The following is a 21670-nucleotide window of genomic DNA, read 5'->3' as shown; positions in this document are numbered from 1 at the left end:
ATCCCGACTGGGACAAGACCGACATGTCGTCGGTGCGCCTGCAAAATAGCTGCTTCGCCTTCATGCCGGAGCGGGTGGGCCAGGCCTACAGGGAGAAGGCGCCCACCATGCTCCAGGTCGGCCCCATGGGAATGACGGAGGCGACCGGCATCGTCACGACCGGCGGCTATGCAATGGACCCGGAGATGGGCTTCAAGAAGCTCGGCTTCCCGCTGGCAGGCATAGAGATGAAGATCGTCGATCCCGAAACCGGCGAAGAGAAGGGTGTGGACGAACGCGGCGAAATCCTCATTCGCGGCTACAATCTGTTCGACGGCTATTATAAGGACCCGCAGAAGACCGCCGAGGCGATCGACGCCGATGGCTGGTATCATAGCGCCGACATTGGATCGATCGACGAACATGGCCACGTCATGTTCCACGGCCGGTTCAAGGATATGCTGAAGGTGGGCGGAGAAAATGTCGCCGCGGCCGAGGTCGAGGCGGTGCTCGCAACCCATCCGGCCGTCCGTCTGGCGCAGGTGGTCGGGCTGCCTGACGAGCGACTGGCGGAAATTCCCGCCGCCTATATCGAACGCGAAGGCGAGGTGGAGGTCGATGCCGATGAACTCATTGCCTTCACGCGCGAGCGTCTCGCTTCCTTCAAGGTTCCGCGGCATATCCGTTTCATCGACGAATGGCCGATGTCGGCATCGAAGATCCAGAAGTTCAAGCTGCGCGGCGCGTTGATGGACGAACTGGGCCTGAAAGACTGAAGGCACGGCGCAGCGACGCTATGCAAGTGTAGGGAGAGTAACATGCGGGTAATCATCACGGGTGCTGCAAGCGGCATCGGCAGGTCCTGCGCCGAATTGCTGGCGGCCGGCAGTGTGATTCCAGGCGAACATCGGATGCTGCTCGCGGATCGCGATGCCGCCAATCTGCAGGCGGTTGCCGACGCGGTCGGCCCCGCCGCCGCGACCTGCGTGGTCGATCTGGCTGAATTGGATTGCGGTGACCGGATCGTGGCGGCGGCGATCGCCCATATGGGCGGCATCGATGCTGTCATCAGCAATGCGGGCATCATCATGGGTGGCGCCTTGGCAGAATTGCCGATCAGCGATTTTGATCGCATCTTCGCCATCAACACCCGCTCGTCCTGGCTGCTCGGCAAGGCCGCCCATCCGCACCTGACGGAAAGCAAAGGCGCCTTTGTTGCCACTGCGTCCATGTCTGCCACACAGCCCACGCCCGGTCTGGGCTTTTATTCTCCCAGCAAGGCCGCCCTGCTGATGATGATCCGCCAGCTCAGCATCGAATGGGGTCCGGACGGCATCCGATGCAATACTGTGTCGCCTGGCCCGACCTACACGCCGATGACGGCTGCGGGATATGACGACAAATCCCGGCGCGACCAGCGTGAAGCCAATATTCCGCTGCGCAAACTGGGCATGGCGGAAGATGTCGCTCAGGCAATCTTGTTCCTGATCGGTCCGCAAGCAGGCCATATCAGCGGCGTCGACCTGCTGGTCGATGGCGGCATGAGCAATATGCTGATGCCTGCCAGCGGTGGCGGGACCGGGCAGAAACGGCAGAATTAAGATGAGATCAAACGGCCCGATCCGCGACGATGACCAGTTGGGCATAGGGGCTGCCCGGCGTGCTGTGGGGATCTATCAACAGCCGCGCCGTCGCCATCAGATGATCGGTCAGCAATGCCACGGCGCGATCGGCGTCGCGCGCCAGGACCGCATCGACGATCTGGGCATGTTCGTGGGTCAAGTTGCGGTCGCCATGGGCCAGCGGCACGGTAAGATAGCGGTAGCGTTCCGACTGCGCGTAAAGCCACTCGCGCATCTTGAGCAGCCATGGACTGTCGCAAGCCGCGACCAGCATATGGTGAAATGCCGCATGGGCGTCGGCATAATCCTCGTTCAGGCGGCCAGCTTCCCGCGGGTCCCGCGTCGGCGTCCTGCTCAATCGGTGCGCCGCGCTGACGATCATGGTTTCCCATTCCAGCCCGCCCTTCTCGATCGCGCGGCGAAGGCACTGCCCCTCGATGTCGCTGCGGACCCGGACCAGATCCGTCAGGTCTCCGATCGATATCGGCGTCACCCGAAAGCCGCGCGCATCGTCCTGGGTCACAAAACCCTCCGACGTCAGGCGGGACAGGGCTTCGCGGACAGCCCCGAGGCTGAAGCCCTGCGTTTCCGTGATGTCCTTGATGTTGATTTTAGCGCCCGGCACCAGCCGACAGGTCAGAAGATCGTCACGCAATTGCCGATAGGCGCGTTCAGTCAGGCTGAGCTTTTTCGTCATCGGGCAAATTATATCAGCTTCGCGGCCCGAGGCAATTCAGCACAATGTATTTTCTAACTTGAAATATATTTCATTAGAATCCATGCCATCGATTGCGTGGTTTCGATAGAGTCTCAGGAGGTTTCGTATGCGTTTGGCCAAGGTAACGAAAAATGGCGCGGTCGGTCTGGCAGTGGACACGGGTGCAGGCGTCAAGGCGCTGTTCGGCGATGCTGCCCTTCATGATCTGGATGCGCTGATCGCCAGCGGCGGCAGCGCCCTGACGGACGCCGGCGCCAAGGTCAGCGCAGAGGGTGAGTCGGTGCAGATCGAGGATCTGACCTTCCTGGCGCCGCTCGTGAAGGCGCCCAAGATCATCTGCCTTGGCCTGAACTACAAAGACCACGCTGCGGAGGGCGGCTTTACCGTCCCTGAATTCCCGACCGTCTTCGGCCGTTTCAACGCGAGCCTTATCGGCCATGGCGCGCCGATCATCAAACCGCCCTTTTCCGATCAGCTCGATTATGAAGGGGAAATGGTCGCGGTCGTCGGCAAGGGCGGGAAAGATATCACCAAGGAAGACGCGCTGTCGCATATCGTCGCTTATTCGGTGTTCAACGACGGCTCCATCCGCGACTATCAGCTCAAAACCCCGCAATGGACGGTGGGCAAGAATTTCGACGACACCGGCGCTTTCGGTCCCTGGCTGGTGACGGCTGACGAACTGCCCGCCGGCGGCGCAGGTCTCAAGATCGAAACCCGCCTCAACGGGCAGGTTGTGCAAAGCGCCAACACATCTGACATGGTGTTCGACGTGGTCGACACCGTTGCCCTGCTCTCCACCTGCTTCACGCTGGAGGCGGGCGATGTGCTGGTGATGGGGACCCCGTCCGGCATCGGCCTTGCCCGTAAACCTCCGCTGTTCATGAAGGACGGCGATGTGTGCGAAGTCGAGATCGAGAAGATCGGCCTGTTGGTGAACCCCATCAAGGCAGCATGATCGAAGGGCCGGGTGCCGCCGTGTCGGCGCCCGGCCGGCGAAGGAGGAAAGGATGAACCAGAACAGCCCGTCGGGACGCCGCACCAAGTGTTTGGGCGTCCATTCCATCGATCATTTCGCGGTCGAAGTGCCCGATCTGGAAGTCGCGCGGACATTCTATACGCTCTTCGGGCTTGAAGTGCGGGACAGTAATGGCACGCTGGAATTATATACCGCCGGAAATCCGCATCGCTGGGCGGTGTTGAGCCAAGGGGGCGAGGCCAAGCGGCTGCGCTATCTGAGCTTCGGCATCTACCCCGATGAGGCGGAGGCCTTTGCCGCCCATCTCGACGGCTGCGGCGTCGAACGTATCGCAGCGCCCGAAGGCGCGGATACCGACGGCATCTGGTTCGCGGGATTCGACGGCCTGCCGATCAACGTTCGCGTTGCCGACAAGGCCACGCCATCGGAAAAGAGCCAGTTCTCCTTCGTCAGCGCGGCGCCCGGCCAGTCCGGCGCGATTCCCAACAGCAAGGCGCCCAAGGTCTATCCACGCCGCCTGTCGCATTTCGCGATCTTCACCACCGACGTGAATGCCGCGATCGACTTCTATGAAAAGACGCTTGGCCTGCGCCTGTCGGACAAGAGCGAACCGGCGGTGGCGTTCCTGCACGGCGTTCATGGCAGCGACCATCACCTTCTCGCCCTCGTCCTTTCCGATCGGCGCGGCATGCATCACAATAGCTGGGACGTCGGTTCGGTGATGGAAGTCGGCCTGGGCGGAGCGACCATGGCGCGCGCAGGCTATGGCCCCAATTGGGGCGTGGGCCAGCATGTGTTGGGCGCCAACTATTTCTATTATGTGCGCGATCCCTGGGGCAGTTTCAGTGAATATTCCGCTGACATCGATTTCATCCCGCATGATGTCGACTGGCCGGCTGCAAATCACGCACCGGAAGACAGCATGTTCCTGTGGGGACCAGATCCGTTCCCCGAATTCATCCAGAACACAGAACCGGCGGAGGCCTGATCGTCATGACCACATTCGTACTTCTCCACGGCGGCGGCATGGGCGGCTGGACCTGGAAATATGTTCGCGAGATTCTTGAGGCCAAGGGTCACAAGGTCTACACGCCGACCTTCACCGGCTTTGGCGAGCGCGAACATCTGATCGGCCGCGATATAGGCAACGCGACGCATGTGCGCGATATCGTGAATGTCTTTAAATTCGAGGATCTTCATAACGTCGTGCTGGTGGCGCACAGCTATGCCGGCACGGTCGCGCCCGGCGTGATCGCAGAGGTTGGCGACAGGATCGCGTCCATCATATATCTTGACGCCATCGTGCCCCGTTCCGGGGAACGGATCGCGTCGCTCATGGGCTATGTTCCCGAAGACCAGCTTGCGGGGCTGGATGCGATGCTGGAAGCGGGCGAAGGCCCGATCGGATCGGGTGTCCATGAAATGCAGCGCGCCGCCGCCAAGGAGCATCCGCATCTCATGGATCCGGCGCGCGAGAAATGGCTGCTGGACAATCTGTCGGACCAGCCGATGAAGGCGACCGCCTGCGTCATCCCCGTGGGGGCCGAGACGATCGCAAAGCCTGTCGACTATATTGCAGCGGCCGTCACGGTGATGACCGCCATGCACGACCGGGCGCGCGAACTGGGCTGGACCATTCATGACCATCCCGGCGATCACGCGCTGCTGGTGGGCGATCCGGAGGGTACGACCGACCTCATTCTCAAGATCGCGGCCGGGGGATCGAAGGCATGAATGCGGCTGAGCTATTCTCGGTAAAGGACCGCGTCGCCGTCGTCACGGGCGGTTCGACCGGGATCGGCCGCCATATCGCGACCGGCTTTGCCGCTGCGGGCGCAAATGTCTATATCTGCGCCCGAACGAGCGCCAAGGTGATGGCGGCCGCAGCGGACATTGCCGCCACGACCGGCGGTCGCTGCACCGGCCTTGTCGCAGACCTGTCGACTTTGGGGGGGATAGAGGCTCTGGTCGCGGCGGTATCCGCGAAGGAGCAGGCCGTGCATGTCCTCGTGAACAATGCCGGGACGATGGCGGATGCGCCCATCGACGAATATGGCGAGGACGAATGGGACCCGGTCATCGACCTCAATCTCAAGGCGCCCTTCTTCACCCTTCAGAAATTCCTGCCCCTGCTCCGCGCAGGCGGAACGGCGGATCGCCCCGCATCGATCATCAACATCGGGTCTGTCGGTGCGCTGAAGATCGGACCGAAGGAAAATTATGCTTATCAAGCTTCGAAAAGCGCCATCCACTGGATGGCCAAGGGCCTGGCCAAGCGGCTTGGACGCGATAATATCACCGCCAATGTGATCGCACCGGGCTTTTTCGAATCCGAGATGACGGTCATCACCTCGGACGATATGCGCAAAATGGTGGAATCGATGGTCCCCCGTGGCCGCATCGGCACGCCGGAGGATTTGGCAGGGACCGCCATCTACCTGGCCTCGCGCGCGGGCGCCTATGTCACCGGATCGGTCATTCCGGTCGAGGGAGGATTGTCCATCTGATATGATGCGGCATTTCAACGTTCGCGGATTGCGACGCCGGACTGTGGGCGTATGCCGCTACAGGATGGGCAGGCGGTAAGACGACCCGCTTGGAAACGCCCCCATTGCCGGTCGAATGGCGACGATGGCGGGCGCGTTGTTCAGCAGCCGCCTACCGCCTGCCCTATAGTTGGATAGGTTCGCAATAAACAGGGCAGGCGCTTAGTCTTTGAGCCAATGACAGGAACGATGATGGACTTTTCACTCACCGAGGAACAGCAGGCGTTCAGGGACATTGTCCGCCGCTGGGTCGACGCGGAAGCGCCCAAGGACTGGATGCGCGCGCTGGAGGCCGACGAAGAAAATTATCCCTATGCGCTCTGGGACAAGATCGCCGAGCAGGGATTTTTCGGCATCGGCATTCCTGAGGAATATGACGGGCTGGGCGGCGACGTCATGATGCAGATGATCTTCGCCCGCGAATTCGCGCGGACGGCGGGCGGCCTGCTGTGGGTATGGGGGCTCACCTCCTTCGGCGGCGCCAAAACCATCGGCGCGGTCGGCACGGACGAGCAGAAGAACCGCTGGCTGCGCCCTATGGCGCAGGGCAAGCTGCGCGTCTCGCTTTCCATGACCGAACCCGACGGCGGCACTGACGTTCTGGGCGCGATGAAGACCTACGCCGAAAAGGTGGACGGCGGATGGAAGCTGAACGGCGCCAAGATGTGGACCACCGGGGCGAAGGCCGCCGACAGGTTGCTCGTCCTCGCCCGGACAGACAAGAACGTCGAAAAGAAGCATCATGGCCTCACCATGTTCTTCGTCGATGCCAAGGCACCGGGCATTACCGCTTCGCTCCTGCCCAAGCTGGGCATGCGCGCCATGGGATCGTGCGAGGTGCATTATGAGGATGTCTTCGTTCCCGACGAGGACGTGCTGGGTGAACCGGGCCAGGCCTGGTATGCGATGCTGCCTACCCTGAACAACGAACGGATCATGGTCGGCGCGCAATGTCTGGGCGCGATCGACGGCGTGCTGGAAGATGCGCTGGAATATATGCAGCAGCGCAAGGCTTTCGGCGGCATTATCGGTCGCTTCCAGATCCTGCAGCATTATGTCGCGGACATCGCGACCTGGCAGAAGCTGACCGAGCTGTTGCTCTACAACGTCGCCTGGATGCAGAGCAACGGCATGCAGTGCGGAACGGAAGCCAATATGCTCAAGATGGTCGCCACGGAAAATGCCGTGAAGGCCGCCGACCTTGGCATCCAGATATTGGGCGGCATGGGCTATTCCGCGGAAACCGACATGCAGCGTTACTGGCGCGATCACCGTATCCTGCGGATGACGCCGATCAGCAACGAAATGGTGCGCAACAGCATTGCGGAAAGCCTCGGCCTGCCGCGTTCCTTCTAAGGACTGACCATGAGCGATCTTGACGATCTTCCTCCCGCGCCCGACGCCGCCGGCACATCGCTTGACGGCGACAAGCCGTTCACCATCATGGCGGAAGAAAATGCCGCCCTGTGTCGGTCGACCGGCGTAGAACCAGCCGCCGATGGTAGCGCGCATCCCATTTATTATTACATCGCCACCCAGGTCGCGATGGGCAAGACAGTGGCGGGCGTTTGCGAAGCATGTGAATTCGATGTCGAAGACGGTCCGATGATGGGCAGCAGCGGCGTGCGATTCGATGCGCCGCTCAAGGTAGGGGAAAGCTACAAGGTAACGGGCGAAATCCTCAGCCTGGTCCGAAAGCGCAGCCGCAAGCTGGGCGTCATGGACGTGCTGACATACCGCCTGCGCCTGCACCTGCTGGATGGAACGCAGGTGCTGGAAACCGATAATGTGTGGGTGTTGCCCCGCAAGGAGTTTGCCGCATGAGCCATGCTGTCGGAGACACGCTGCCGCCCTTCGCGATCGAGAGCGTCAGTCCGGAAGCCATGAAGCAGTGGGCGGTTTTCCTGGCCGATCCCAATCCCATCCATCTCGACGTCGAGGTGGTGAAGGCCAAGGGGCTGGGCGACCGGGTGATCAACCAAGGTCCGATCAACGTCGCCTATATGATGAACATGCTGATGCGCGCCTTTCCGGGCGGACGGATCAAAGCGATGGATTCGCGCTTTCTGGACAATGTCTATGGCGGGGACCGCGCGGTGGTGACGGGCCGGATTACGGCGATCGAAGGGTCGGTCGTCACTTGCGAATTCACGCTGGATGTCGATGGCCGCGGTACGGTCAATTCCGGCACGGCGACGGTTGAAATTTAAAAGATCAAAGGAGAACATCAATGCCTAGCGGACCTTTTGCCCATGTGTGCATGGTCGTACGCGATCTGGACAAGGCTATCGAGGATTGGACCAAGATCCTGCGCGTGCTCGATCCTGCATCGCTGGAAGAACGCCTCGTCAAATATGACGAATTTTCCAGCGGCGACGACGCCGGGATGAAGTGGGCGACCTTCGTCAACAATGGCGGCACGGAAATCCAGTTCATTCAGCCAGCGCCTGGCACCCCCATGGGTGATCGCCTCGAGAAGGTGGGTGAGCATGTTCATCACCTCTGCTACTCGACCGACGATGTGCCGGGCGCGATGGAGAAGCTGAAGGCCGAGGGGCTCCACCTGCCCGGCGGTGGTCAGACCTTCAATGACCCGGACATGACTTGGCAGAAGTGGAGCTGGGTCGGCCACAAGAGCACGCATGGCGCGCTGATCGAAGTCGCCTCTCCCTATGAGAGCCGCAATGACGGCAAATGGCATCATGCGCCCGGCAAATTTGCCTATAAGGGTCCGGGCGAGCACCCGTGCTTCTCGGAAATCGTACCGCCGGTCGCCGCCGAATAAATGCAGGCTCCCGGCATGACTGCTCCCGCGCGGGTTAGCGTGCCGGGTGACGGGCTGGAGATGGTTGCGGACGCCTATGGCGACCCAGCCTCCCCGCCCGTCTGTTTCTTCCACGGCGGCGGCCAGAGCCGTCGGTCCTGGGCCGGGTCTGCGTGGCGCGTGGCGCAGGCGGGCTATTACGGCCTTACCTTCGATCTGCGCGGCCATGGCGATAGTGGCTGGGCCGCCGACGGCGACTATCTGCTGGAAGCCTATGGTCGCGATGTCGAGTCCATTATCCAGGCCTTCGACAAGCCAATCGCGCTGGTGGGGGCATCGCGCGGCGGCCAATCCGCACTTGTCGGCGGGTCGCGCCATGCCGATCTGGTACGCCTTATCATGCTTGCCGACGTCGCGCCCTATATGGTCGATGACGGCGTTGATGACATTCGTAACTTCTTCCGCGCCAGCGACCCCGGATTTGCGTCGCTGGAGGAGGCGGCTGACGCGCTCCACGCCTATCTCGGCCAGCCCCGCCTGCCTGACGTGTCAGGGCTCGCCAAGTCGATGCGCAAAGCAGATGGGCGTTTGTTCTGGCATTGGGACCCCCGCACCACCTCGCCGGAATTTCTCCATCCTCCCTCGGAAGGGGAAGCGCTCATCGCCGCAGCGCGGCGCGTGCAGTCGCCATTGGTCCTCGTGAAGGCGGAATTGAGCGAGATCGTTTCAGATGAAAGCGTCCGGCGATTCCGGTCGTTGACCCCGCAACTGGAGGTCGAGATCGCGAAGGGCGTCGGCCATATGTTCACTGGCGACCGCAACGACGCCTTCGCGGATCGGCTGCTTCACCATCTTTCGCGTCATTTGCCGCTATGAAGAAAGGTGCGGCCTTCGTCGTCGGCGGAACCGGCGGCCTTGGCAGCGCGATCTGCCAGCGACTGTCGATCGAATGGGATCAGCTGGCCATCGGCTACCGGTCCAGCCGCGAAAAGGCGAGTGCGGTCGCAGCATCTCTACCCAACCCATCGTGCGAGACGCTGGCCGTTGCCTGCGATCTTGCCGATCGCGCTTCGATCGAGTCCGGCATTCGCAGCACAATCGAGCAATTCGGTGCCATCGGCACCATGGTGTTCGCCAGCGGAGTGGAAATCGCGCAGCCCTTCGTCAGTCGGATCAGCGAAGAGCAATGGCGCGAGGTGATCGAGATCGAACTGGTCGGCTTGACTCGCATCGTGTCCGCCACCCTGCCCTATTTCCGCGCTCAGGGTTTCGGTAATTTCGTCACGCTGGTTTCAGTCGCCAATTATTCCTTCCCACCCGGCGATGCCCTCTCCTCTGTGCCCAAGGCGGGAATGGAAGCGCTGGGCCGCGCTATCGCCAAGGAGGAAGGCCGCTATGGCATCAGGGCTAATATGGTCGCGCCAGGCATTATCGACGCAGGGCTTGGCGCCGAGTTCCTCACGTCGCTATACTCGCCCGAAATCTGGGAAACGCAGCGCAAACGCATAGCGCTGCAACGCTTTGGCAGCGGCGAGGATATTGCCGAGGCCGTGGCCTTCCTCGCCTCCGAAAGGGCGCGATACATGACTGGCCAGACGCTGGTCGTCGACGGCGGCTTCAGCCTCTGAAGCGTGCGTCGCTGTTCACGCCAGTTGCCGTTCCGCAGCCACGCCATCGCCCCAATGATGGATGCGCTCCCACAGGCGCGCACGGGTAGGCGCGAAATTATGCATGTGCGCCATGCGGGGACAGAGGAAGAGCTGGATGTCTTCCGCGCTCTTATAGGCACGCGGCTCGCCCAGGGGATCGGGAACGACGTCGCGTTCGCCCATGGCGATGAGCACTGGAACCCGTATCGCCGCCGCTTCCAGCGCAACCGCGCCCGGCGCGACCATATATATGCCACAGGGCGGCGTGGTCGCCGACCGCCATTCGGGCAGCGGATCGACCAGTCCTGCGGACGCCATCATGTCGAGCGTGACGATGTCCGCCGGCTCGTCGTCATGGTGGAAGGACCATTGGAAGGGATGCTCGCCCGCCCTCGCCGCCGCCGTGAATGCTTCGGCATCGCCCATCGTTAAGCCCGGCGATTGCGCCAGCGCCGCCGCATTCACAACATGCGGCGCATCGAGCGATGAACGGCGCGAAATCCAGGGCCATGCGGCTGGCGGCTGTCCCGGCCGGGTCGGCACGACGGTGTGAATGGCGCTGTAGCCCAGCACGCCGATGCCATGGAATGTCTGGTGATTGCCCTGCGCCACCACGGTGAAACATCCGCCCATCGACTGCCCTATGCCAAGGCGAGTGGCGCCGTCCACCGGACGCAAACCGTCGACGAGCGTGCCAGCTTGCAGGCGGTCCATGACCTGCCGTACCATGGCATCGTTGGCCACCGCGATATTGTCCAGATTAAGGGCATTGCCTTGGGCGATGGTCGAATCGCCAAATCCCAGATGATCGCAGGCGATGAAAATCCATCCCCGCGTGCAGTGGAAACCCGCTTCACCGCCACCCGAGCCATCGGGCATGTCGAAACTATAGTAGCGACGGCCATAGCCGCCGCCTGGAAAAGCGAAGCAAACGACTGCGGGATCGGCCAAGGCCGTCATATCCGGCAGATGCACCGTGATCGCGACATAAGCGGCCATACCGAGCGCGGCTGCCTCACTGACATCAATCCTCAGTTCAACAGCGCGCTTCATGGGCTTGCCGTTCCTTCCGGCAGAAGTCCTTTTGGGCCGAACCGGCAGGTGACCGCCCGCCGGTTCGGCCTTTCAATTACTTATAAGGGTCGACAGGCTGAGGAGCCTGGATGACTTCCAGATCCTTCAACATCGTCAGCACGTCGGAGATCGAATAAATGTGATCGATCTTGTCGCCACGAAAACGCAGCCAAGAGAACCACAGGACATTAAGGTCGTTGCCGGTCGGCTGGACACCCATATAGGGGCCGCCGGTATGCTTACCATGGTGATGGCACAGCACGCAGATTTCGTCCTCGCCACGGCCCCATGCCTTCAGCGTGCGATAGATGCTGGGCGGAAAGGTCTTGTAGAGGCCCTGAGGCGAGGTCTTCCACACATGATAGGTGCCAAGGTCGGGCCGGTTGGGATTGTCGTAGGTCATGGTGTCGGTATTGAAAAATACGTCCATGCCTTCCCAATCGCCGCGATTGATGACTTCATGCAGGTCCATCCAGTGATTGACCATGAAGGCCTGCCGCTCGGTCAGCCCTGCTGTGATTTCCGCCCGCTTCTCCTTGGACAGGACGAAATCGGCTTCGGTGAATGGGGCAAGGCCCATAATAGTCTCCTTAATCAAAAACGGTCCGCAGGGTTGGTCCCGCAGGCTGTGGTTTCATCTCCATCGCCGTCGCGCTCGACACCTACCTAATGGAAGGCGGCGCGACCGCTCCACTGTGTCAGCCATGATTCTATAGAATGATATGACGTGGAGGAGAGGGGCATGACGCTGACCCTACAGGAAATTTCGGATCGGTTCGAAATTCAGGATTTGATCGTAGGCTATTGCTATGCAGTGGATACGCGCGACTGGGATGCGCTGGATCGCTATTTCACCGCTGATGCGGTGATCGATTATTCCGAAATGGTGGGCGTCGTCGGTGGCCTTGCGGAAATCAAGGCATTCCTCTCTGCCAGCCTGACCCCGATTCTGGCCTTTCAACATGCCGTGTCCACCACCCAATATGAGATCGTCGGCGACCGGGCGAAGACCAAGACCGCATGCTATAATCCCATGACGGTCAGCAACGGCGAAACGACCGACACGCTGGTGTTCGGCCTTTGGTATCATCACGACTTCGTGCGCACCGCGCAGGGGTGGAAGATCAGCCGCCTTTATGAGCAGAAATGCTATCGGATCAATGTGCCGGACTGGCTGGCTGCGCAATTGCCCGCCTGAATCACTGCACCGCCTTTTACAAATTGCGAATGGAAGCCCGATGCGTCGCTTTCTGAACCTGTGTTTCATCGTGATCCTGTTCCTTGCGGGCCTGTCGCTGCTGTGGCTGGGCATAAGGCTGGCATTGCTTGGCGGATCGCCCTGGTATGGCGTGTCGGGCTTTATCATGACGGTCACCGCCCTTCTGGGCTGGCACCGTTCCTCGCTTTCGATCCCCCTCTATTGGGCCTTTCTTGTCGCCAACCTTGGCTGGGCGCTCTGGGAAGTGGGGCTGGACGGCTGGGCGCTCGCGCCTCGCCTGGCCATGCCTGTCGTCATCGGCCTCTACATGCTTACGCCCTTTTATCGGCATCATGTCGGCCTTGCCCGCCCCCTGCCCGGCGGCCGTGTCCTGTGGCCTGCCCTTTTGCTGGTCATCGCGGGCGCGGTCGGCGGCGCGTTCTGGGCGGACCGTTCGCCCTCGGCCGCCAGCGTGCAATGGGGCGCGGGACCGGCAAGCCCGACCGATGGCGAGTGGCTTGCCTATGGCAACGGCCGGGGCGGGTCGCGCTATTCGCCCCTGGCCCAGATCACACCCGCCAACGTGGGCAATCTGGAACGAGCATGGACCTATCACACCGGCAAACTGACGAACGGCAAGCAGGGCACGGCGTTTCAGGCCAATCCGCTGAAGGTCGGCAATCGCCTGTTCCTGTGCGCGGGCAATAACGATGTGATTGCGCTCGATCCTGAAACGGGTCGGCAATTGTGGCGGCACCAGCCCAGGACCGACCTCGCCGGCGTCTATGGCCTCGTCTGCCGCGGCGTCACTTATTATCGCGTCCCGCAGGCCCACGGTCCCTGCGCCGAACGCATCTACACCGCGACGCTGGACGCCCGGCTGATCGCACTGGATGCCGCCACCGGGCGGGTCTGTCCCAGCTTCGGGCAGGGCGGCCAGGTCGATTTGAAGGCGGGACTGGGAACAGTCGAGAAAGGCTATTATTTCGTCACTTCACCCCCCGCTCTGGTGCGCGGCCGCCTCGTCCTGGGCGGTTGGGTGATGGACGGTCAGAAAATCAGGGAGCCGTCCGGCGTGATCCGGGCGTTCGATGCCGTCTCAGGTAAATTTTCCTGGGCCTTCGACATCGGCCGGCCCAACCAACACGGCCTGCCGCCCGACGGCGTCTTCACGCGGGGCACACCCAATAGCTGGGCACCGATGAGTTCGGACGACAGGCTGGGCCTCGTCTATGTGCCGACAGGAAACGCGACGCCGGACTATTTCGGCGGGCATCGCACCGCGAATGACGATCGCTATTCCAGCGCCGTGCTGGCGCTCGATGCGGAGAGCGGGTCGGTGCGCTGGTCGTTCCAGACGACGCATCATGACCTGTGGGACTATGATGTGCCTGCCCAGCCCACGCTGGTCGACCTGCCCGGCGGCGTGCGCGGCCTGCTTCAGCCCACCAAGCGCGGCGAGATATTCTTCCTCGACCGGGCGACCGGCAAACCCCTTCTGCCGGTAGAGGAACGCCCTGTCCCGCAAGGCGCCGTACCGGGCGAGCGCCTGTCCAGAACCCAGCCCTATTCGGTCGCCATGCCCAGCTTCGGCGGCCCGCGCCCGACGGAAGAAGGCATGTGGGGCCTGACGCCAATCGATCAGGCGATGTGCCGCATTCGATTCCGGCAGGCCCGCTTTAACGGGGACATGACTCCCCTGTCGACCGAACATCCGACCCTGACCTGGCCCGGCTATCTGGGCGGCATCGACTGGGGCGGCGTATCGGTGGACCCCCGGCGCGGCCTGATGATCGTCAACAACAACCAGGTCGCCAATTATAATCGGCTGATTCCCCGCGCCGTGGCGGATCGCCAGGGCATCAAGCCGATGAACGCAGACCATATGAGCGACGTCGGCGGCCCGGTGGCGCAACAGGGCGTGCCCTATGCCGCGCATATCGCGCCCTTCCTGTCCCCGCTCGCCATCCCGTGCCAGCAGCCCCCCTACGGCCGCATCAACGCGGTCGACCTTAAAACGGGCAAACTGGTTTGGAGCCGCCTGTTCGGCACCTCGCGCGACAGCGGTCCGCTGGCACTGCCGACCTTCGTGCCGATCCCCATGGGCGTACCCAATATCGGCGGGTCGGTGGCGACCGCCAGCGGGCTCACCTTCATCGGCGCGACGCAGGAGCATATGTTCCGCGCCTATGAGACCACGACCGGACGGCTGCTGTGGAAGGCGCGTTTGCCAGCAGGCGGCAACGCATCCCCCACCACCTATTGGTCGAATGCCAGCGGGCGTCAGTTCGTGGTCATCGCGGCGGGCGGACATGGCGCCATGCTGTCGGGTTCGGGCGACGCATTGATCGCCTATGCGCTGCCCAAGCGATAGCGGGCGACGCGCCCCTTTTGACGCGGCAAATGCAACAAAAGGCGGCAGGAGATAGCCCGATCCTATCCTTCGGCGGGCAAGATCGGGCTGCGTGTCTTTATGTTTCTCCCGGACGATAAGGGGAGGAAAAATATGCCTGCACATGGCAGTCTGGTAAGGCGCTTGCCTGTCTGCGCCGAGGATGAACGCGCGATCAAACATGTATTGCTGCGCTACGCCACCGGCATAGACACAAGGGACTGGCCGCTGTTTCGGACCTGCTTCGCGCAGGATTGCGAGACCGATTACGGCAGTTTCGGCCATTGGCGCGGCCCTCGCGAAATCGCGGAATATATGGCCGAAGCGCATCGCCACATGGGGCCCACCTTGCACCGCATCACCAATATCGTGATAGAGAAGAAGAACGATCAGGTGCATGCGCGCAGCTATGTCGACGCCCTATTGCCGGAGGCTACCCAGGGGGGCGTGACCCACCGCGCGATCGGCTATTATGAAGATTGCCTGGTCCGCACATCGGACGGGTGGAAGATTTCGCGTCGAAAATTCACCATGGTAAAGGCAGGACTGGATGGCTGATCTCAATCGTCAGATTCTGTTGATCTCGCGTCCGGCAGGCATCGCGCAGGCGGAAAATTTCGTGATCGCGCAGGCGCCCATCCCGCAACCGGCGCCGGGTCAAATATTGGTTCGCAATCATTATCTCTCGGTCGAACCGGCCATGCGCGGTTGGATCGCCGATGCGGGCAATTATGCGGTACCGGTCCCCACCGGCTCGGTTATGCGAAGCCTGGCCTCTGGCGAGGTGGTGGCGTCCGAACATCCCGACTATGCGGTCGGCGAGCATGTATCCGGCTGGTTCGGCTGGCAGGACTATGCCTGTGTCGGGGCCGATCAGGTCGTCCAGCGCACCACCGCGGCAGAGATGCGGGCATCGCTCGGCATTTTGGGGATTAACGGCTTGACCGCCTATCTGGCGCTGACGCTGGTCGGCCAGCCCCGCGCGGGTGAAACCGTTGCGGTATCCACAGCGGCGGGCGCGGTCGGCTCTGCCGTCGGCCAGATCGCCCGCATCCTGGGGTGCCACACGATCGGGATAGCCGGCGGCCCGGCCAAGGTGCGGCGCTGCCTGGAGGAATATGGCTATGACCGCGCCGTCGACTATCGCGCCGGAAATCTGGGGGCGGCGATTGCTGAACAGGCGCCTGCGGGCATCGATATTTATTTCGACAATGTCGCAGGGGCGATCAGCGATTCGGTGCTGCCCCACCTGGCCCAGCGCGGGCGCGTCGTCGTGTGCGGGACGGCATCGATCGACCGCTGGGAACCATGGCCGATGGGGCCGCGCGTCGAACGCCATCTGCTGGTCAAACGCGCCCGCATGGAAGGGTTCGTCATTTTCGACCATGCCGATCGCTACGCCGACGCGACGGCGCAATTGCGGACATGGATCGCGCAGGGCGACCTGACGTGGCGCGAGGACATATTGGACGGGATCGAATCCTGCCCAGACGCGCTTGCCGGTCTCTATCGCGGCGAAAATGACGGCAAGCGGCTGATCCGGCTGATCTGACCTGGGAAAGGACATTATAGCATGGCTGGATTGGAAGGGCAGATCGCGATCGTCACCGGCGCATCGTCGGGCATCGGCGCAGCCAGCGCACGCGCGCTGGCCGAAGCGGGCGCGACCCTGGTGCTGGTTGCCCGCCGCGCCGACCGCCTCACCGCATTGGCCAACGAGCTGGGGCGGGACAGCGCCGCCTTCGCGGCCGACATGGCAGACCCGGACGCGCCGCAAAGCCTGCATGATTTCGTGCTGCAACGCTTCGGTCGGGCCGATATATTGGTCAACAATGCAGGCATGCTGCATGCCGCGCCAATCGATGCCTTCGACCTCGATCGGCTGCGCCCGATGATCGCAATCAACTATGAGGCGGTGGTCCGCGCCAGCACGCTTTTCGCGCGGACGATGAAGGCGGCGGGTCGAGGGCAGATCATCAACATATCCAGCATCGGCGCGAACATCACCGCGCCCGGCGTGGGCGTCTATGGCGGGCTGAAACGCGCGCTGGAGGCATTTTCGGATTGCCTGCGGGTCGAACTCGCCGGATCGGGCGTAAAGGTCGGCATCGTCGCGCCTGGCACGACCAGCACCGAGATTTTCGAAGATATGAAGGCCAGGGGACAGCCGTCGTGGGACAGTTTCATCCCCCCGATGCAGCCGCAGGATGTGGCGGAGGCCGTCGCCATCATCGCGCAACAGTCCGAACGGACCAATATCGCGCGCATCCAGGTCTATGCCGCCGCCGACAGCCATTGACGCCCCGGCCAGCGCCGGAGCGTCCTGTCATCAGTCGAGCGTTGCGTAGGCGTCCAGCCGGAAAGGATTGATGGCGCGGCCATCGCGCATCTTGGGAACCCATTGCGCATCCATCAGCAGCGCACGGCCGACCGCGATCAGATCGAATTCGCCCCGTTCCATCCTCTCCGCCACCTGCGCCAGATTATCGGTCATGACGGTCGGCTGCGCAAAGGACGATTGCAGATCCTTGCTAAGGCCCACGCCGCCGACCGCGATAGTCGGCTTACCGGTCAGCTTCCTGGCCCAACCCGCCAGTCCCATGTCGGAACCTTCGAAGGCCGGCGCGGTAAAAATCCGGGTGCTCGCGTCGAATATGTCGACACCCGCCTCGACAAGGGGAGCCAGCATCGTTTCCAGTTCCGCCGGGGTCTCCGCGTTGCGCGCATCATAATCCTGCAGCTTCCACTGGGAGAATCGGAAAATGATGGGAAAGTCGGGCGCGGTCGCCGCACGGATCGCCCGGACCAACTCGGCTGCAAAGCGCGCCCGCTCGGCCACACCCCCGCCCCAGCGATCTTCCCGTATATTGGTATGGCGCCACAGGAAACTGTCGATGAGATAGCCATGCGCCCCATGCAGGGCCACGCCGTCGAAACCCACAGCCTTCCCATTCGCCGCGCTGCGGGCGAAGGCGGCGATCAGATCGCCGATCTCACTTTCGGTCAGCGGCTCGGTAGGCGCGCGCACCCTATCCAGATAGTCGGGCGAGACCATGGCCTTTTCGGTCGGCCCCCATATGCCCGACGGGCGGGCCGACGGCGCATCGGGATGATATCCCGTGCCCGGAACGCGAATGACGCCCTGATGCCAGAGTTGGGGGATGATGAGGCCGCCTGCCGCATGCACCCCGGCCACGATGTCGCGCCAGCGCGCCAGGGCAGCGTCGCCATGCAAGACTGGCGAAGCGCCCCCGCCCATGGTTTCCTGTCCGACCGCGGCAGGGTGGTCGACGCCCACCCCTTCGGTGACGATCAGCCCGACATCGGCTTCAGCCCGGCGTCGATAATATTCGGCAACACCCTCCGACGGGACGCCGCCCGGCGAAAAATTGCGGGTCATCGGCGCCATCACGAACCGGTTGCGCAGGTGCAGCGAGCCGGTCGTAAACGGTGTATATAGAATGTCTGACTGCCCCATCGAAGCGATCCTCTCTCCTGCCTGTCAGAAAGACAGTGCCGCAGGACGGGGGCGTCGATAGCCTATCGCATGACAGGAAATTGACGCCCATGAGGCGCGCATCGTCGTTCAGGCAGCTTCGACGGCAAGCGCAGCCTGCGGACACGCCTCGGCGCCTTCGCGCGCCTGTTCTTCCAATCCTTCGGGAACGATTTCGTCATCGACATAGACAATGCCGTTGGCGTCGAGCTTGTAAACGTCCGGGCAAATTTCCGCGCAAACGCCATAGCCGCAGCACGCCGCCTTATCGATAACCACTTTCAATTTCTGGCTCATTCCGCCTCTCCTTCCAATTTCCACCACATTACAGCTTGAACATATTTAGTTCAATATGTATAACTCGACTCAATCAAGGAAATCTCCAGGAGAGCAAGATGCTGCACAATGCCGGGCTGACGCTGAGCGACGGAACGACGCTTGACGACCTCATCAACCGCGACATGAACGAAGTGTCGCTTCGCGTGATGAATGACAAGGAATTATACGATCTGGAGATGGAGCGCGTGTTCGCGCGTACCTGGCTCCTCCTTGGCCATGAGTCGGAAATTCCCAAGGCCGGGGACTATGTCATGCGCGACATGGCCGAAGACAATGTGATCGTCTCGCGCGACCGCAGCGGCGAAATCCACGTCATGCTGAACGTCTGCCCCCATCGCGGCATGAAGGTCTGCACCGCAGAGGCGGGCAATGCCCATGCGCATCGCTGCATCTACCATGGCTGGGCCTTCCGCGCGGACGGCAGCTTCATCGGCGCTCCCATCGAAAAGGAGCAGATGCACGGCAACAAGCGGTCCAAGGACGAACTGGGCCTGAAGAAGGCCCGCGTCCATCTCTATGGCGGCCTTATCTTCGCCACCTGGAACAAGGATCTCTCGTTCGACGATTATCTGGGCGACGCCAAATTTTATCTCGATCAGCTTTTCTGCCGCACCGATAGCGGCCTGGAGATGCTTGGCCCGCCGCAGCGCTTCATTCTGCCCTGCAACTGGAAGATCCCCGGCGAGCAGTCCGGATCGGACGGCTTCCATACCCTGACGCTGCACCGTTCGCTGATGGAAGGCGGCATCATGGGCGGCACGGCGGAATCGATCTACGATACCGCGCCGGGCATGTACGGTGTCGATATCTCGGTACCGCAGGGTCACACGCTGCGCTGCCTGGAAGCGGCCCAGACCTTCAAGATGTTCGCCGATGTCAGCTTCGAGGGCAAATCGACCGAAGAGCGGCTCAATCTGCTGCCGCCGCCGGGCATCACCAAGGATCTGATCCCTCAGCTGTTCAAGAATCTGTCGGAAGACCAGGTCAAGCAGTTGGCCAACATCCCGCCCCAGGTCGGCGGCATGTTCCCGAACATTCTGATTGCCTTCATCTTCGCGCCTCGCATGGATGGCGGCGCGTCGGGCGCTCTGTCGCTGCACACCTATGTGCCCAAGGGGCCGGACAAGGTGGAGTTCGTGAACTTCATCTTCGCCGAAAAGGATGCGCCGGAAGAGGTGAAACGCGACATGCTCCAGAACGCCATCTGGTCGACCGGCACGTCCGGCACGATCGAGCAGGACGATGCCGATACCTGGCCGCAGATCATGCGCAATTCGCGGGGCCATATGAGCAAGAGCATCACGCTCAAATATCAGGCTCTGCACGGCCATGAGCGTCCCGAAGGCTGGGTCGGCGGCGGCGATCTCTATCCCGGTTTCACCAAGGACGACACGCAGTGGGCCTGGTGGATGGCCTATTATAATCTGATGGCCGACGCCTGAGCCGACGCGACGAGAGAGGACAGATATCATGGTGAACTATGCGACCGCCGCCATCGACAAGACCAGCGTCATGCGCGGTCTTGTCTCCACCAAGCGCGTGCCGCTCGGCTCGGAGGTCTATAACCGCCTGCTCGAAACCCTTTATGACGAGGCGGCCTCGCTCGACGAACGCCGTTTCGACGACTGGGTAGCCTATCTGGAGCAGGACCTGAGCTATACCGCGCCCCTTCGCCTCACCCGCAACGGTCCTAACAAGGACCGAGACGTGGTGCGCACGATGAAGCATTTCGACGAAAATTACGGCTCCATCCTGATGCGGACCGGCCGCCTGTCGAAGAGTGCCTGGGCGGAAGATCCACCCTCGCGCACCCGCCGGTTCGTCACCAACGTCCGCATCGCCGAATGCGAAACCGCCGGGGAATATGAGGTGGTAAGCTATCTCTATGTCGAGCGCAGCCGCATGGACAATCCGGAAAACGAGACGATCAGCGCGGAACGCCGCGACATCTGGCGGCTGGTCGATGGCGCATATAAGCTCGCACGCCGGGAAATCATCGTCGACCAATCGACCCTTGGCATGTCCAACTTCGCCATTTTCCTCTGATTGGAGCGGCCTTGGTGACGGGAACTCCGCATATCGTGGTCGTCGGTAGCGGCCTTGCCGGCTATGGCGTCCTGCGTGAGCTTCGCAAGCTTGCGCCGGACGCCCGGCTGACGCTGATCACGCAGGACGACGGGCATTTCTATTCGAAGCCCGCTTTGTCCACCGCCCTTGCCAAGGGCAAGGTTGCCGATACGCTGGTCACGACGCCTGCGGAGAAGATGGTCGCGCAATTGAAGCTCGATCTGCGCGCGGGCCGCATCGTCGAAGCCATCGACCGGCAGGACAAGGCCCTTCTCACCACCGGCGGGCCGATCTTCTACGATAAGCTTGTTCTGGCGTTGGGCGCCGATCCCATCCGTCCGCCGATCGACGGCGACGCCGCGCATCGGGCGCTTGCCGTCAACAATCTCGACAATTACCGCGAATTCCGTGAAAAATTGCCGGATGGCGCGCGGGTCCTGGTGATGGGCGGCGGCCTTGTCGGCACTGAGTTCGCCAACGATCTTTCGGCAAGCGGTTATCGCCCCGTGGTCGTGGACATGCTGGGCCATCCCCTCGCCCAACTGGTGCCACCGGGAGTGGGCCAGATGATTCGCGACGCGCTCGCCGAGAAGGGCGTGGAATGGCATCTGGGCCGCAAGGTCGTAGCCATCCACAAAAGTGCGAGCGGAATCTCGGCCGAGCTGGACGACGGTCTGGCGGTCGATGCGGCAGCAGTGCTGTCTGCCGTCGGACTGCGTCCGCACATCGATCTGGCGCAGGAGGCGGGACTTGACGTCGGGCGCGGCATCAAGGTCGATCAGACAGGCTGCACCAGCGATCCTTCCATTTATGCGATCGGGGATTGCGCCGAATATCCGCAGGGATT

General features: G+C 62.2%; 25 protein-coding genes. 20 read left to right on the top strand and 5 right to left on the bottom strand.

All coding sequences use genetic code 11. The features are described from left to right. A partial coding sequence (locus DI606_RS14880; RefSeq protein ID WP_293984433.1) for a class I adenylate-forming enzyme family protein occupies positions 1-755 on the top strand: 755 nt, incomplete at its 5' end. 42 nt (positions 756-797) lie between these two features. After that, the gene (locus DI606_RS14875; protein WP_293984431.1) at positions 798-1580 is read left to right on the top strand and encodes an SDR family NAD(P)-dependent oxidoreductase; all 783 of its coding nucleotides are present in this window, start codon (positions 798-800) and stop codon (positions 1578-1580) included. A 7-nt stretch (positions 1581-1587) separates the two neighbouring features. Here DI606_RS14875 and DI606_RS14870 read toward each other — a convergent pair whose 3' ends face one another. After that, on the bottom strand, positions 1588-2298 hold the full coding sequence (locus DI606_RS14870; protein WP_293984429.1) for a GntR family transcriptional regulator: 711 nt from the start codon (positions 2296-2298) through the stop codon (positions 1588-1590). 127 nt (positions 2299-2425) lie between these two features. On the opposite strand from DI606_RS14870, the gene DI606_RS14865 reads away from it, so the two are divergent. The 10 genes from DI606_RS14865 to DI606_RS14820 all read left to right on the top strand — a co-directional run bounded on the left by DI606_RS14865 (position 2426) and on the right by DI606_RS14820 (position 10236). Next, on the top strand, positions 2426-3277 hold the full coding sequence (locus DI606_RS14865; RefSeq protein WP_293984427.1) for a fumarylacetoacetate hydrolase family protein: 852 nt from the start codon (positions 2426-2428) through the stop codon (positions 3275-3277). Between the two features lie 52 nt (positions 3278-3329). Further along, the gene (locus DI606_RS14860) at positions 3330-4286 is read left to right on the top strand and encodes a VOC family protein (RefSeq protein ID WP_293984425.1); all 957 of its coding nucleotides are present in this window, start codon (positions 3330-3332) and stop codon (positions 4284-4286) included. A 5-nt stretch (positions 4287-4291) separates the two neighbouring features. Further along, positions 4292-5032, top strand: a complete 741-nt coding sequence (locus DI606_RS14855) for an alpha/beta hydrolase (protein WP_293984424.1) — start codon at positions 4292-4294, stop codon at positions 5030-5032. Beyond that, on the top strand, positions 5029-5805 hold the full coding sequence (locus DI606_RS14850; RefSeq protein ID WP_293984422.1) for an SDR family oxidoreductase: 777 nt from the start codon (positions 5029-5031) through the stop codon (positions 5803-5805). Before DI606_RS14855 ends, DI606_RS14850 begins: the two co-directional genes overlap by 4 nt. A gap of 228 nt (positions 5806-6033) precedes the next feature. Next, a complete protein-coding gene (locus tag DI606_RS14845; RefSeq protein WP_293984420.1) occupies positions 6034-7200 on the top strand; it encodes an acyl-CoA dehydrogenase family protein in 1167 nt (388 codons plus the stop codon). Between the two features lie 9 nt (positions 7201-7209). After that, on the top strand, positions 7210-7668 hold the full coding sequence (locus tag DI606_RS14840; protein WP_293984418.1) for a hypothetical protein: 459 nt from the start codon (positions 7210-7212) through the stop codon (positions 7666-7668). Further along, the gene (locus DI606_RS14835; RefSeq protein ID WP_293984417.1) at positions 7665-8054 is read left to right on the top strand and encodes a MaoC family dehydratase; all 390 of its coding nucleotides are present in this window, start codon (positions 7665-7667) and stop codon (positions 8052-8054) included. The genes DI606_RS14840 and DI606_RS14835 overlap by 4 nt, the downstream gene beginning before the upstream one ends. A gap of 20 nt (positions 8055-8074) precedes the next feature. Beyond that, the gene (locus tag DI606_RS14830; protein ID WP_293984415.1) at positions 8075-8629 is read left to right on the top strand and encodes a VOC family protein; all 555 of its coding nucleotides are present in this window, start codon (positions 8075-8077) and stop codon (positions 8627-8629) included. 15 nt (positions 8630-8644) lie between these two features. Further along, positions 8645-9484: an alpha/beta hydrolase gene (locus DI606_RS14825; protein WP_293984414.1), complete on the top strand. Its 840-nt coding sequence runs from the start codon at positions 8645-8647 to the stop codon at positions 9482-9484. After that, positions 9481-10236, top strand: a complete 756-nt coding sequence (locus DI606_RS14820) for an SDR family oxidoreductase (RefSeq protein ID WP_293984412.1) — start codon at positions 9481-9483, stop codon at positions 10234-10236. The genes DI606_RS14825 and DI606_RS14820 overlap by 4 nt, the downstream gene beginning before the upstream one ends. A 15-nt stretch (positions 10237-10251) precedes the next feature. Here DI606_RS14820 and DI606_RS14815 read toward each other — a convergent pair whose 3' ends face one another. Together DI606_RS14815 and DI606_RS14810 are read right to left on the bottom strand one after the other, a co-directional pair. Then, the gene (locus DI606_RS14815; protein WP_293984411.1) at positions 10252-11310 is read right to left on the bottom strand and encodes a hypothetical protein; all 1059 of its coding nucleotides are present in this window, start codon (positions 11308-11310) and stop codon (positions 10252-10254) included. 76 nt (positions 11311-11386) lie between these two features. Then, a complete protein-coding gene (locus DI606_RS14810; RefSeq protein WP_293984409.1) occupies positions 11387-11911 on the bottom strand; it encodes an ester cyclase in 525 nt (174 codons plus the stop codon). Between the two features lie 162 nt (positions 11912-12073). Here DI606_RS14810 and DI606_RS14805 point away from each other — a divergent pair, with 162 nt between their 5' ends. From DI606_RS14805 to DI606_RS14785, 5 genes are all read left to right on the top strand, one after another. Further along, positions 12074-12529 (top strand): nuclear transport factor 2 family protein, encoded by a 456-nt coding sequence (locus DI606_RS14805; RefSeq protein WP_293984408.1) that lies wholly within the window; start codon positions 12074-12076, stop codon positions 12527-12529. A 40-nt stretch (positions 12530-12569) separates the two neighbouring features. Further along, a complete protein-coding gene (locus tag DI606_RS14800) occupies positions 12570-14903 on the top strand; it encodes a membrane-bound PQQ-dependent dehydrogenase, glucose/quinate/shikimate family (RefSeq protein WP_293984407.1) in 2334 nt (777 codons plus the stop codon). A gap of 132 nt (positions 14904-15035) precedes the next feature. Next, the gene (locus DI606_RS14795) at positions 15036-15479 is read left to right on the top strand and encodes a nuclear transport factor 2 family protein (protein ID WP_293984405.1); all 444 of its coding nucleotides are present in this window, start codon (positions 15036-15038) and stop codon (positions 15477-15479) included. Continuing rightward, a complete protein-coding gene (locus DI606_RS14790; protein WP_293984403.1) occupies positions 15472-16473 on the top strand; it encodes an NADP-dependent oxidoreductase in 1002 nt (333 codons plus the stop codon). The genes DI606_RS14795 and DI606_RS14790 overlap by 8 nt, the downstream gene beginning before the upstream one ends. A 21-nt stretch (positions 16474-16494) precedes the next feature. Beyond that, on the top strand, positions 16495-17220 hold the full coding sequence (locus tag DI606_RS14785; RefSeq protein ID WP_293984401.1) for an SDR family oxidoreductase: 726 nt from the start codon (positions 16495-16497) through the stop codon (positions 17218-17220). Positions 17221-17250: 30 nt separating this feature from the next. Here the strand turns inward: DI606_RS14785 and DI606_RS14780 are convergent, their stop codons facing one another. Further along, the gene (locus DI606_RS14780; protein ID WP_293984400.1) at positions 17251-18399 is read right to left on the bottom strand and encodes an NADH:flavin oxidoreductase; all 1149 of its coding nucleotides are present in this window, start codon (positions 18397-18399) and stop codon (positions 17251-17253) included. A 108-nt stretch (positions 18400-18507) separates the two neighbouring features. After that, the gene (locus DI606_RS14775) at positions 18508-18714 is read right to left on the bottom strand and encodes a ferredoxin (RefSeq protein WP_293984398.1); all 207 of its coding nucleotides are present in this window, start codon (positions 18712-18714) and stop codon (positions 18508-18510) included. A 98-nt stretch (positions 18715-18812) separates the two neighbouring features. Here DI606_RS14775 and DI606_RS14770 point away from each other — a divergent pair, with 98 nt between their 5' ends. The 3 genes from DI606_RS14770 to DI606_RS14760 all read left to right on the top strand — a co-directional run. Next, positions 18813-20198, top strand: coding sequence for an aromatic ring-hydroxylating dioxygenase subunit alpha (locus DI606_RS14770; protein WP_293984396.1), 1386 nt, complete (start codon positions 18813-18815; stop codon positions 20196-20198). Between the two features lie 28 nt (positions 20199-20226). Next, complete coding sequence (locus DI606_RS14765) at positions 20227-20802, top strand: 3-phenylpropionate/cinnamic acid dioxygenase subunit beta (RefSeq protein ID WP_293984394.1); 576 nt, start codon at positions 20227-20229, stop codon at positions 20800-20802. A 14-nt stretch (positions 20803-20816) separates the two neighbouring features. Continuing rightward, positions 20817-21670 (top strand): FAD-dependent oxidoreductase (locus DI606_RS14760; RefSeq protein WP_293984392.1); only part of this gene is annotated, 854 nt, incomplete at its 3' end.

Origin of the sequence: Sphingobium sp., assembly GCF_003248505.1 — a bacterium.
In the GTDB taxonomy this organism is placed as follows: domain Bacteria; phylum Pseudomonadota; class Alphaproteobacteria; order Sphingomonadales; family Sphingomonadaceae; genus Sphingobium.
This window is presented reverse-complemented; position numbering and strand designations above follow the sequence as displayed.

Bases quoted from the DNA above. Each gene is read 5' to 3' on its own strand.
- DI606_RS14875 (WP_293984431.1), top strand. From the start codon at position 798: ATGCGGGTAATCATCACGGGTGCTGCAAGCGGCATCGGCAGGTCCTGC.
- DI606_RS14870 (WP_293984429.1), bottom strand. From the start codon at position 2,298: ATGACGAAAAAGCTCAGCCTGACTGAACGCGCCTATCGGCAATTGCGT.
- DI606_RS14865 (WP_293984427.1), top strand. From the start codon at position 2,426: ATGCGTTTGGCCAAGGTAACGAAAAATGGCGCGGTCGGTCTGGCAGTG.
- DI606_RS14860 (WP_293984425.1), top strand. From the start codon at position 3,330: ATGAACCAGAACAGCCCGTCGGGACGCCGCACCAAGTGTTTGGGCGTC.
- DI606_RS14855 (WP_293984424.1), top strand. From the start codon at position 4,292: ATGACCACATTCGTACTTCTCCACGGCGGCGGCATGGGCGGCTGGACC.
- DI606_RS14850 (WP_293984422.1), top strand. From the start codon at position 5,029: ATGAATGCGGCTGAGCTATTCTCGGTAAAGGACCGCGTCGCCGTCGTC.
- DI606_RS14845 (WP_293984420.1), top strand. From the start codon at position 6,034: ATGATGGACTTTTCACTCACCGAGGAACAGCAGGCGTTCAGGGACATT.
- DI606_RS14840 (WP_293984418.1), top strand. From the start codon at position 7,210: ATGAGCGATCTTGACGATCTTCCTCCCGCGCCCGACGCCGCCGGCACA.
- DI606_RS14835 (WP_293984417.1), top strand. From the start codon at position 7,665: ATGAGCCATGCTGTCGGAGACACGCTGCCGCCCTTCGCGATCGAGAGC.
- DI606_RS14830 (WP_293984415.1), top strand. From the start codon at position 8,075: ATGCCTAGCGGACCTTTTGCCCATGTGTGCATGGTCGTACGCGATCTG.
- DI606_RS14825 (WP_293984414.1), top strand. From the start codon at position 8,645: ATGACTGCTCCCGCGCGGGTTAGCGTGCCGGGTGACGGGCTGGAGATG.
- DI606_RS14820 (WP_293984412.1), top strand. From the start codon at position 9,481: ATGAAGAAAGGTGCGGCCTTCGTCGTCGGCGGAACCGGCGGCCTTGGC.
- DI606_RS14815 (WP_293984411.1), bottom strand. From the start codon at position 11,310: ATGAAGCGCGCTGTTGAACTGAGGATTGATGTCAGTGAGGCAGCCGCG.
- DI606_RS14810 (WP_293984409.1), bottom strand. From the start codon at position 11,911: ATGGGCCTTGCCCCATTCACCGAAGCCGATTTCGTCCTGTCCAAGGAG.
- DI606_RS14805 (WP_293984408.1), top strand. From the start codon at position 12,074: ATGACGCTGACCCTACAGGAAATTTCGGATCGGTTCGAAATTCAGGAT.
- DI606_RS14800 (WP_293984407.1), top strand. From the start codon at position 12,570: ATGCGTCGCTTTCTGAACCTGTGTTTCATCGTGATCCTGTTCCTTGCG.
- DI606_RS14795 (WP_293984405.1), top strand. From the start codon at position 15,036: ATGCCTGCACATGGCAGTCTGGTAAGGCGCTTGCCTGTCTGCGCCGAG.
- DI606_RS14790 (WP_293984403.1), top strand. From the start codon at position 15,472: ATGGCTGATCTCAATCGTCAGATTCTGTTGATCTCGCGTCCGGCAGGC.
- DI606_RS14785 (WP_293984401.1), top strand. From the start codon at position 16,495: ATGGCTGGATTGGAAGGGCAGATCGCGATCGTCACCGGCGCATCGTCG.
- DI606_RS14780 (WP_293984400.1), bottom strand. From the start codon at position 18,399: ATGGGGCAGTCAGACATTCTATATACACCGTTTACGACCGGCTCGCTG.
- DI606_RS14775 (WP_293984398.1), bottom strand. From the start codon at position 18,714: ATGAGCCAGAAATTGAAAGTGGTTATCGATAAGGCGGCGTGCTGCGGC.
- DI606_RS14770 (WP_293984396.1), top strand. From the start codon at position 18,813: ATGCTGCACAATGCCGGGCTGACGCTGAGCGACGGAACGACGCTTGAC.
- DI606_RS14765 (WP_293984394.1), top strand. From the start codon at position 20,227: ATGGTGAACTATGCGACCGCCGCCATCGACAAGACCAGCGTCATGCGC.